The following is a 12777-nucleotide window of genomic DNA, read 5'->3' as shown; positions in this document are numbered from 1 at the left end:
CTCATATCTACTCCTTACCATGCAGAATAGCAGAAATAATCTTCTTGATGCCATAGTATAGTGGTTGTAAAACAATTTTACGATCATATTGATTCTTTACCTTATACTAGTTGTTTTAAAACCGCCACCTCTACCTGCCCAGGTGCTGATATTGGTCCCAATGTGCCAAAGGTTACACAATTTCCAAACACATTTCCACAAGTACGTGTCATCCGCCCTAATTGTCCCATAGACATGGTAATCCGTGGTAACTGTGGATACTGTTCCGTTAACTCCTTTGTTAGTCGCAATACTGAAAGTACATCATCATTTGTACTTGGCATGAGCGCAAACTTAATCACCTGTGCACCCACAGATACCATGCGTTCTGCATAGACATGTAATATTTCTATATCCGGCGTACTTTGAAAGTTATGATAGCTCATCACCATTTGTATCCCTTGTTGATACGCTTGTTTTATAATATGACCAATTGCATCTGTATAAGCAAATAACTCCACATCAATAGCTTGCACCAAGTCTTGGTCCACAACAGCTTGTAATAAATGGCCATAGTTTTCACTGCTTATCGGTGTTTCTCCGCCCTCAGCTAACGTGCGCCATGTAAACAGCATAGGCATATCTGCAAATCTGGAATGCACTTCCTCGACGAGTTTTACTATTGTTGGTATATACTCATCTTCAGATATATTGGAACTCTTCATCCACATATCTGGACGCAACTCAATGAGATCTACCTCTGCTTGCACTGCCTTTTGTACCTGTAAAAGAATCTCCTCGATACTAGGGCCTACAATAGGAACGCAGATACCACATCGATCTCCTTGTATAGGGCCTTGTTGTTGTTTTGGTTTCATAGTATTCCGCTCCTAATTATAATCTATACATATACACAACTATGTATTACTACAAGTATTTTTTAACAATAAATTTATGTGTCATCAAGTAGATTGAATTATCCTTAGTGAATACTTCATAATACTCACTATCTATTGTAATGATAGATTCTGTAACATAACTTTCTACAAGTACACCCAATGACGTAAGTTATATTTAAACGTTGCTACTACTATACCACATAATCCCAATACAATAAAAGCCAAATCACGATGAGAGTTCATTCATGATTTGGCTAATACAAATATTCCATCTTTATATGAACTTCATATTCAGTAGTATATAAACCTGATAAACTTTCACTACTACTAAAATAACTATTCCTTTGCTTTCGTTTCAGATGGCGCCGTTTTCACAATAAACGCAAGAGCAATCACATGGCCTATCCACACTGCCCCCATAACGTATAATGCTACAGGCATATTGCGCATACCATAAGCACCAATACCTAATAAAATTGACACGGACACCAAAATATTAATTTTAGTGCGCAATGGCATGCCACTTTTATTTTTAAACGGTTCTACATAGTTTGCATAAAGCTTAGAGTTTACAAACTTCTCATGAAATCGTTTAGAACCTCTAGCAAAACAAAATACAGCGAATAAATAAAACGGTACCGTTGGCAATAAAGGTAATACAATTCCCAACGACCCTAGGCCAAAGCTAATAGCACCTAATACAATCCAAATATAACGAATCACACCCGTTGATTCTTGTACCTCTTTTGTTACTGTTTCTTTCACTTGTCACCCCTATATAATATATATTCTGATACGTTTACTCCATATTTAAACATTTGGTAATATCCTCTTTACTTATACTTTGAACCTCAAAAACTGAAGAAAGGATGTTGTGTTATGCCACAAAAATACATCAGGATGCAATCTTCACTATAATTTGACCTAAGTTTACATTCTAATACAATCTATATTTAAAATGAATTACTTTTGCATTGTAATGTAATTTTAGATACGCAGAAAATATCCCATGCCATTAATATATTGTAGTCCTATATTTCCATACTGGTGCACATAGTATAGTAATAGAGGATAGCTAACTTATTTCGTTAACTATCCTCTATGGTATAACATTATATACTAAAAGCTAATCTATCTTCCTATAGCCATCAGCCAACGTCTATAACATTTTGTATTCTTTGATATTAGAATTTGTAAGTACCTTGGATACGAGTGTAGTTACCTAATTTAAAGTTTTCTGCACCGTATAATGTATCACGTTGTCCAATACTCTTCGCATCAAATGTGTAGAATGCTTCTAGTAATAAATCTTTACGAGGAACATAGCCACCACCTAATGTAAAGCTGCGGATACCATCTAAGTAACGATCAGGCACAGCACCTGTACCATTGCCACCAAAGAAGGAACCATGAGCAAAGTATTTGTAATCCATAAACGCATTCCAGCTACCTGGTCTTGTGTAATCAGATTGTCCGATATCTAGACGAGCTGTCCAGAAGTGTGGAGTACCACCCATGGAGTGACCTTTCACAGTGAAGTCCGCTGTATTTCGTACATGATCAAAGTTTGTATGACCGTTCATATAACGACCGAAATCACTGCGATTCAAACCATAATCTAAGGAAAGTAACGCATTATGACCTAATTGATATTGTGCACCGATGGCAAAGATATTTGCTAATCGATTCGTTGTGTACGTGTCATTTGTTAAATCTGGAACTTCAGATGTTACATCTCCATAAATTGGATCATCTGGATTGATATCTCCTGCCCAATCTGTATTATACCCGGTAATACCTGTATGAGTGACCATCTTAGTTTTTGCATGACCAGCTTGCATTGTGTGTTCATTATTGTTCAAGGAACGTAAGAACCATGCTTGAATACCTAACCGTGGGTTAATTTGTGTTTTATATTGAGCAAAGATAGCTTTATCGATGGCTGGAATTGCATCACGTTCTAATTTTAAGCCAGTCACTTTGATTGGTTTGCCAATTACTTTTTCGAGAGCTGCCCTAGGCAAAGTATTTCCTTGTTCAGAAGTTTTTAACACTCTAATTAATTCTCTCAAATATAGTTCTGGGAAAAACTGCATTTTGCCTTCGGTATAATCACTGGTTGTTGTCGCAAAATTCGCAGATTTTAATGTTTCGGCAATATCAACATCATTCATTTTACTGCCTTTACCAGATACGTAGTCTCCTTTTTCAAATATTTTCACAACTCTTTTAAATTTATATTCTTTAATTGGATTATCAAGTTTTTTCGCTTCAGGAGCGCTTGAAGATATTTTCTTATAATATCCATCATCAGTAAGAGTATAGTTATCAAAATATTTTATTTTGTCATCACGTGAGTCTAAAGAATATTCATTATCTTCAATCCATTGTTTACGCGCAGCCCATTCAGCAGCAGCCTTATATCCTTCTTCAAGCTTAGCTTTATTTTTATCAATATATTCCTTGCTTAATAAAGTTGGGTCTCCTAAACTTGCGGCAAATTTTGAATTAACAGACTCTAATGATTTACCATACAACTCTTTTAAGATTGCGTTTTTCTCTTTTTTAACAGCTTTTCGGGCTTCTGCTTCATCTTTGTTAATAGTATATGGTGTAAATTTTCCACCAGATGTATAAGAATCCATCTGAGCCATTAAGTATGCTTTTGTACCATTGGCGTCTTCTACTTCATACATGATGTTTATAACTTTTCCAGGCTTTTCAGTTCTATATGCTAAGTGAGTAGAGTTAGCTAATTCTGGATATGCTTTACCAACAATCTCAGCCATACGCTGTACAATCTCAGTACGTTTTGCAGCTCGTTCTTCTTCTGATAAGTTGGCCATTGTATTTTCTAAATCGGTCAATTGCTCTACAAAAAATAGATTTTCGTTCTTACCTTTAAAGTCATTTAAGTATCTTTCCATAAAAGATCCCTTTTGAGGAACTCTTTTTCCATCCTTTTCCTCAATCGGAGTCTTCCACTCATTTCCATACATACCTTCATTGAATGTATTATATAATTGACTATTTAATCCAATAAATTCATCCAATGTTGGTGCTCTAAAGTACGTAGCGTACGTACTATGGGTATAAGCAGAATCTGTAATACCAGTGCTTGCTTTGAAGGAACCAATACCTGTGCGGAACTGATTACGGTCATCAGTCCAAACAGCACGAATGCCATCAAATGTTTTATTAAACCAATAACCTGTAGTACCCATAGATTCAGATAAACGACCGATAGAGAAGTCCCAGCGGCCTTTGGAGCTAGTTACATCTAAGTTTTCTAAACGCTGTTTATTTAAGCCTCTAGAATTTACTGTTGTGCTTGCTGTATCAATGGAATGAGTTCCACTTGCACTAGCAAGAACTTTCACATTCGTATGGTCGTTAATTCTTGCATCTACACCAAAGCGAACACGTTGTTCAAAACCATGTTCTCTTTCATCTTTTAAGTTGTACTCTGCACTACCCACATAGGAATTACTTGTATATAGAGACTGAGGACGTTCAGAACCACCATGAGCCATTAAGCGTGCACGGTAATCACCAATAAATTGAGTACCTACTTCTTTTTTTGCATCAAATGGACGATCAAAGAAGTGATGACTATGTCCCATATCATCGCCATTAACTCTAGCTAACGCAGTATCAACTTGAGTTTGAGAAATCGGTGTTGTGGATCCTGTACTACTATTCGCTGTACCTATTGTTTGTGCTTTCGCATTTGTATCTTTATGTGCACCACCAGAACCGAATTTTAGGTTCACACCAAAACGATATACACGAGCTTGAGTAGCTCTATCATCATCACGATGATCAAATATATTATTAACACCAAAGTATACTAATGAATCATCGCCAAATTTACGTTGTACCATGGCATTCCATGTACCGTAGGATTTTTCTTCGTATTCATTAGACACATTATAAATAGCACTATCGGAATCAATTCCACTAATCCAGTAGTTAGAACGATTTTTTTGCGTATTACTATCCAACATTTTATGGTAATAGTCCGCCCAAAGTTGTGCATTCCATTTTTTAGTTTCGTATGTAATACCAAAATCAATTTTATTGGTTGGACGATCTAATAAATGTCTAGGCATTGTTGGGTCAGATTGGTTTAAAGCCTGTAGACGAGTCCAGCCAAAGCGCGTACTCCAATGATTGCCAAATTTATGTTTCCACTCTAATTGGGCACCGGTAATTCTAGCTTTCCCGATATTTTTAAAGCTATAAATTAAATCTGGTGCTTGCATCCATTTATCTTGTTTCGATAATTGCGGAGCCCAATCTTGTAGTTCTCCTGTAAAGTATACCGACATGTAGTTAGTAATACGGTTTTGGAAAATGCCAAAGCGAGCATAGTCATTTTTGCCTTCTCCTTCAAAACTAATGTCGATATTTTTGGATATTTCTGGTTTCAAGTTAGGATTACCTGCCCAGTACCATCCCATTTTAGCTACACCTTGTGCTACTGGGTTAGAACCAAACATTTGCCAGTTATACCACAATTCACCCATGCCTGGTTCAGCGTAGCCTGTACCTACATTGACTTTCAAACGACGATGCGCATTGGAGTTTACATTATAGGTAGCCCCTAAATTCCAGGATACATGACTACCGAACAAGTTACTTTTATCAATACGAACTGTTGGTTGTACTAGCAAATCTTTATTGACTTGCCATGCATCGGATAAGTACACATTTGTTTTATTGATGGTGCCTTCCCCTTCTGTAATACGTTGTTCACGTTCACGGTATTTTTCAAGGAATTTAACACCTTTATATTTTGGTGCTTTTGCGCGTTCTGCTGGATCCAAAGATTCCCCTTGTGTAAAGTATTTTACATATACCGATGATCCATTTATGTTATTTTCTTTTTTTAATGCATCATTAAAGTCGCGAATTTTTGCCCAATGTTCATCATCTACACCAAAATCTGTTAAGTTATTATACCAGGAGGATGGGTCTGTTGTTTTAATAGGGTCATCTAATTTATGTTCACGGAAGTATTCATAAGTAATCGGTGGAACATCACTTTCTTTTTCAGCTCCATAATACTCATAATCTTTATCCCAAATTGGTAAACCATCTTTACTTGGTTTAAATTTGAAATCATGAATGTGTGAATAAACACGCAGACTGTTGTCACCAGGGCGACGCTCTAGACGGTCCACTCCAGCCACTAATAAGTTTTTATCGTAATCCCATGGATCAATATATCGTGTTTTTACATTTGGAGAGCTTTTTAAGCGGCTACCAAAACCAGTTTCATGGGTTTGCGCAATCCCCCAACTCAATGTATGTTTGTCCCCAATAGCAGAATTTGCATTGAAGCGGACATCAGTTTGACGATGGTCTACATCATCAATATATTTCAATTCATTTTTACCTTCGTATTGGGATCGACCGGTATAGTTAATTAAAGAAATATCATTTTCATTAATACGAGAATGATTCAACTCTAATTTCCAATCACTAGCCCCACCGCGACCATTCCAAATCATATTCAACGTATTACGATTGCTATCACGTTTGAAATGACGTTGTGGCTCGAATGGAGATGTACTATGTTTTACATCACGTTGTAAATCTTCTGTATAACGGTTTAAACGAACTTGGATATTATTTTCTTTATTAATATCGTAAATTGCATTCAAACCAATATCAGATGTGTCCCCGTAGAAACGAAGTACATTTGGCTTAAATTCACCTTCTAATTTATCACCAGTGTCTCTTCTTTCTTGCGTAGCATATACAGGTAAAATATCACGTTTACTACCAGAGATAGCTACACGCACTTTACCCATTTGACCAGAGTCGGCACGTAAAAAGAAGTTGGAGTTTTTAAATCCTGTTTCCCCACCTTTAGCACGAGAGCCTTCACCATTAATTTGGATAGTTGGTTTTTTCGCCGCTTTTTTAGTGATGATGTTCACCACACCACCAATTGCATCAGCACCATATTTGGCACTAGCAGAACCTTGAACAATTTCAATACGTTCTACATTTTCTGTACCAAGACGCATTACTTCATCCGCAGCGCCACTGAATTTAGCTAAGTCACCAAGTACAGCTTGTCCATCTACCAAAATTAAAGTATGGCGAGCTTCTGCACCACGAATAGATACACCTACACGACCCATGGAATCAACAGTTTTAGAAACGCCACTTTCAGTGAAAATGATATCTTCTACTGATTTAGCTTGTTTCTCTTCAATATCTTTTTTAGTAATTATACTCACTTGTTGTGAGTTATACTTTGCTTCTTCATGAGCCCTATCAGCTGTTACATACACAGAACCCTCAGCTTGCACTGCGTTCGAGTACATCAGACCTGGTAACGCTATCCATGTAGCGATAGCACAGGATAACATAAAGTATTTTTGTTGCTTTCTACGAGATGTCGTCATTGCAATCTACTCCCAATTTAATCAAATAAAATAAAACACAAAAATAACACAAATGACAAAAAATATCATTTTCTCTTAATTTTATATTAATATGACATTCATATCTACTCCAAAACGGTTTCAAATATCCCATTTCGGTCATTTATTTGCGATTATTTCTCAAAAATACGGAGTTAGATAACAAAAAAAGCCTAATGGACACGGTTTTCTCATCGTATTCATTAGGCTTTTCTATGTATTTCTTTCTCGTGCTCTATACCAGAGACCACTGTTACATCAAGATATGATACTTAGAATTTATATGTTCCTTGGATACGTGTGTAATTACCTAAGGTAAAGTTTTCACCACCATATAATGTATCACGCTGTCCCAATGCTTTTGCATCAAATGTATAGAACGCTTCTAACAATAGATCTTTATGTGGCACATATCCACCACCTACTGTAAAGCTACGAATACCATCTAAGTAACGATCTGGTACAGCGCCAGTGCCATTACCACCAAAGAAGGAACCATGATCAAAACGTTTGTAATCGATGAATCCGTTCCAACTACCTGGTCGTTTGTAGTCTACATGACCAATATTAAATCGCACTACCCAGAAGGATGGTGTATTTCCCATAGCACGTCCAGTAGGTATAAAGTTAATGCTACCAGGTACATAATTATACTGAGTGCTTCCATTCATAAACCGACCATAGTCTGTTCTATTTTGTCCATAGTCTATGGATAAAGACGATTGACCCATTGTATATTTCGCACCGATACCAATCACATTAGCAAGACCTTTAAATGTAGCCGAAGATGTATCGTGTCCACTTGCAAATTGTACCGTTGTACTATCATCGCCAGTAGATTTTAAATACCAAGCTGTAAGGCCTAATTGTTTACCTACCATATGACGAAGTTGTACATATCCAGCCCGTTTCACTGCAGGAATCACATCACGTTGTAACACAATACCTTCCGCAGGAATGATAGCACCTGTATATGGAATAAATGCTTCCCTAGGTAATTTACTATGACCATCTGTAGCCTCTAAAGCACTTACTATTTCATTGAAATACTGTGCTACAAGGTATGGATACATTCCTGATTGATACGTTTTCGAGATCGTAGATTCACCTGGTGTGCCTACATTTAAATAGTTCATTTCGTATAATGCATCACCAGCTTTAGCTAAATCTTCATCTTTAAAGGTAATATCTTTCACTGTACCATGTTCACCTACAGAGTTTTTAGCTATTTCCATTGCTCGTTCTTTGTAGGCCTTAATGATTTCTTCTTTATTGGATTCAAACCATTTTTTGAGATATTCTTTTCTATCTTTACCCATTACAGCCGAATCAGAAATTTTCAATTTAAATAGTGGATTATCTAGGTTTGCACCGCTTGGGTTGGCCTTAGGTTTTGTATAAAATGTGTTGGAATCCACTGGATCTTCATAATCTGCATCCTCATCTTCATCATGATGAATAGATGTACCAGTATATCTAAATTCAATATCCGGCAACTTAATCGGAACCGTAATTTCTTCATCCGCTTTTTTAGCCACATTGTACTTCTTAAAGCCTTTATCCTTGCCATACGCCTTTATAGCAATCTCTTGCATACGAGCAACAACACCATATTGGGCCTCGATATTGGCATCTAATTTAGTAGTAACCTCTTCAAGTTCTTTTGTTTTCGCCTCAATATCTTTTCGATATTGCTCTTTCTTTTCAGGTGTATCAGCGATATATTCATTGTCCATTTCATCTTTCAAGGTAGCAAGGTCACTGGCAAACTCTTCTTTCTTGTCGCTTAATGATTTGTAATCCCCTTGTAGCGCTTTCAACTGTTGATAGAAGTTAATTGTATTCGGTGCATCTTTTACCACTTTTTCTACTTTGGCACCGCCTACTAATTTTTTCTCTTCCTCTGAAAGTCCTGTATAATCGAATGTTGTACCTACGAACTCATCCACAGTCGGTGGACGTTTGAACTTCGTATAAATCGCATGGGTATACGCCGAATCTTCGATACCTGTACTGTGGCGGAAATCACCATAACCAATACGAACTTGGTCTTTTTCACCAGTCCAAACAGTTCTAATACCATCGAACTCTTTGTTAAACCAATAGCCTGTGGTACCGAATTTTTCAGTCAAACGACCAACACTGAAATCCCAATTAGAATGATGTTGAGTTACATCTAATGTATCTAACCGAGTATGGTTAAGTCCTCTAGATCCTGTTGTTTCATGAGCTGTATCTATACCGGATTGACCTTGAGCAGATGCCACCACTTTCACATTCGTATTGTCATTAATACGAGCATCTACACCAAGACGTAAACGACTATGGAAACCATGTTCGTTTTTATCCTGCAAATTTTTCAATGCCCCATCGCTAATAGAGCTGACAGCTGTCACACGGTTAGCCGGTCTATCAGATCCTAAATGGCTATCCCCACCTACACGAATATCTCCTATTAGTTGAGCACCTTGTTTTTCATGTGTATCAAACGGTGTTTCCAAGAGAGATTCTTTCACAGATGGAACGGATGGCATAGATGGTGCAGACTGCAACATTTTTTCTGTAGTAGCCTTACCATGACCACCTATTACCTTTCCATGATCAGTACCCGCATGTGTGGAACCATCTGGACCAAATTTTAAATTCATACCGAACCGGAATTGACGGCCTTGTAATGCACGGTCATCGTCACGATGATCAAATAGATTGTTCACACCAAAGTAAACAAGAGAATCCTTGTCGATTTTTTTCTGTACAATCATATTCCAAATACCATATGTTTTTGTTTTATACATATCTGCCGTTTTTTTGCGGTTGAATTCATAGGTAATGATGGATTTATCATTATTTTCTGGGTTCACTTGAGATGTAATATAATTACCGCCACCAGATACAGAGTTACTGTCTAGCATATTGTAGTAGTAATCTGTCCATATATTACCGCTCCAACCGCTCACTTTATCTTCCAATTCTAGACCTAAGTCTAATTTATGCATTGGTTTATCTAACAAGCGTTTTGGCATATCTGGGTTGGATTTGTTGACTGCATCTAAATAGGTGTAACCAAATTTCAATTTCGCATGGTTGCCCAATCGTTGTTTTACTTCTAATTCAAGACCATTTATACGGGCTTTACCAATGTTTTTGAAAGTGTACAACAAGTCCGGTGCATGGGCATACTTCGTTGCACCAAAGAATGTACTTTCATCAAGGTATGGATAGAAATCCATGAGATGCCCAGTATTAGCTATAGTCATATAGTTACGAATTTGATTGCGGAACGCCGTCAATTTCATATAGGTATTTTTATTTTCCCCTTCAAAGGAGATATCAATGTTTTTAGATGTTTCTGGTTGTAGATTAGGATTTCCAACCCAGTACCAGCCTAAACGAGCACGACCGCCAGACAAAGGAGCCACATTGGTAATAGTAGGACCATACATTTCCCAGTTATAATATAGTTCACCCATGCCAGGCTCTGTATAACTAGTACCGATATTAGCTTTCAAACGACGATGCGCATTACCCCCTACATTCTGTGTAACACCCACATTAAACGTCATGTGAGATCCGAACAAGTCGCTATGATCTAAGCGTACAATTGGTTGTAAAATAGTATTTTTGTTGAGTTGCCATGTATCTTGGATGAAGAAATGTTGTTTTTTAAGACTCGCGCTACCTACCGTTTGTTGGTTAATGCGTTTATTATATTCATCTTTGAAATGACCGCCATTAAATTGAGGTCGTACAATTTTGAAAGACGGATCTTCCATGTAATAGAATAAAGCTAAATAATCTTTATTTATTACAGGTGGTTTGACCCCATCAATGGTTTCAGTACCTTGATGACCCGGTCCAAATTTAGCAATCAGTTCTTTATTGTAAGGAATTTCATTTAATTTATCGTTAAATGCCTTGAATCGTTTTAGTGCTTCTGGATTACGGGATTCCATATTGTTTGGTGTATATCCAGAGTTATACACCAATCCATGGAATGCGGCAGGGTCTAGATTAGCCTCTGGGTCTAAATAGTTTTTGAAATCTTCATAAGTAAACTCTGGTACACTCGTTTTATCTGTATGATCGTAACCATACCATTCTTTTTCTTTATCCCATTGCAATACGCCATCACTATTTTCTTTGAAAGAATGACGATAAATGGTACTTTCTGGTTTACCATGTTTTACAGCTAAACTTTTATCATAGTCCCATGGATCAATGTTTCTAACCCATGTATGAGGTGCACTTTTTAGACGGCTACCTTCACCACTTTCAGAGGTATAGCCGATGCCATAGGAAACTAGATGGTTATCATTGACTTGCGTATCTCCAGTAATATCAAGACTCCATTGTTTGTGGTCCACATTATCTACATAATTTAATGTATTTTTACCTTCATAATTACTGCGACCAAAATCACTAGTCAACGTAACATCATCTTCTTTTGTGCGCGTGTAGTTTAGTTCAACTTTCCAGTTGCTTTTTTCATCTTGTCCTGTATAGGATAGATTACTCTTATCTCTATCCAAGTTGCGTTTATAGTGCACTTGTGGCTCATCTTCAGAGTTTGTCCTCTTAATAAAGCGCTCTAACTTTTCATTGTATCGATCAGCACTGAATGTGAAAGAGTTTCGATCATTTACATCGTAAATAGCTGCCATTCCTAAATTGGAGTTATTGCCATAATAACGAAGAGAGTTTTTAGGAAATACCTCATTCACAGCGGCATTACCAAAAGGAACTTCTTTTCGTTCGTTAGCGGCATATACAGGCACGATATCTCGTTTACTACCGTGGATGTTGACACGCAAGTTTCCATGTTGACCAGAATCAGCACGCATGAAGAAATTACTATATGGGAACGGTGTTTGGTCACCACGAGAGCGTAGGCTTTCCGCATTCACTCGGATATTTGCGGTCTTGTTTGGTTTGTTAGTAATGACATTAATAACACCGCCAATCGCATCGGATCCATATTTGGCACTCGCTGCACCTTGAATAATCTCAATGCGTTCTACATTTTCTGTACCCAACCGTTGTAACTCATCACCTTGACCTTGGTACTTAGCAAATTCCCCCATCACAGGTTGTCCATCTACTAGGATTAGCGTATGTCTTGGCTCAGATCCACGAATCGATACACCTACGCGACCCATACTGTCTACCGTACGAGTCACACCAGCCTGAGTAAATACAATATCTTCTACTGACTTAGCCTGCTTTTGCTCAATATCTTTTTTGGTAATGATTTGCACTTGTTGAGATGTATATTTTGCTTCTTCTTGTGCTCTATCTGCGGTAACATACACAGATCCCTCTCCATATACAGGTGCAAAACCTCCTAATAAATACCATGAACATGCCATCCAACTCATGACAGCACCAGTCAATAGGCGTTTTTGATACGGTTTATGATAATGCATAGCATCCACCATCTTCCTTTTCTAACAGAAAACAAC

Annotated in this window: 4 protein-coding genes; all 4 read right to left on the bottom strand. The window is 37.4% G+C overall.

Annotated elements, in window-relative coordinates; genetic code table 11:
* Positions 1-101: 101 nt before the first annotated feature.
* Positions 102-857: a type I 3-dehydroquinate dehydratase gene (gene aroD, locus EO115_RS02755; protein WP_126937457.1), complete on the bottom strand. Its 756-nt coding sequence runs from the start codon at positions 855-857 to the stop codon at positions 102-104.
* A gap of 357 nt (positions 858-1214) precedes the next feature.
* The gene (locus tag EO115_RS02745) at positions 1215-1643 is read right to left on the bottom strand and encodes a YbaN family protein (RefSeq protein ID WP_126937456.1); all 429 of its coding nucleotides are present in this window, start codon (positions 1641-1643) and stop codon (positions 1215-1217) included.
* Positions 1644-2062: 419 nt separating this feature from the next.
* Positions 2063-7300 (bottom strand): TonB-dependent siderophore receptor, encoded by a 5238-nt coding sequence (locus EO115_RS02740; protein WP_126937455.1) that lies wholly within the window; start codon positions 7298-7300, stop codon positions 2063-2065.
* A 290-nt stretch (positions 7301-7590) separates the two neighbouring features.
* Positions 7591-12741: a TonB-dependent receptor domain-containing protein gene (locus tag EO115_RS02735; RefSeq protein WP_126937454.1), complete on the bottom strand. Its 5151-nt coding sequence runs from the start codon at positions 12739-12741 to the stop codon at positions 7591-7593.
* Between the last annotated feature and the right edge of the window lie 36 nt (positions 12742-12777).

The sequence above is a fragment of the Veillonella sp. CHU740 genome (assembly GCF_003992055.1).
Lineage (GTDB): Bacteria > Bacillota > Negativicutes > Veillonellales > Veillonellaceae > F0422.
This window is presented reverse-complemented; position numbering and strand designations above follow the sequence as displayed.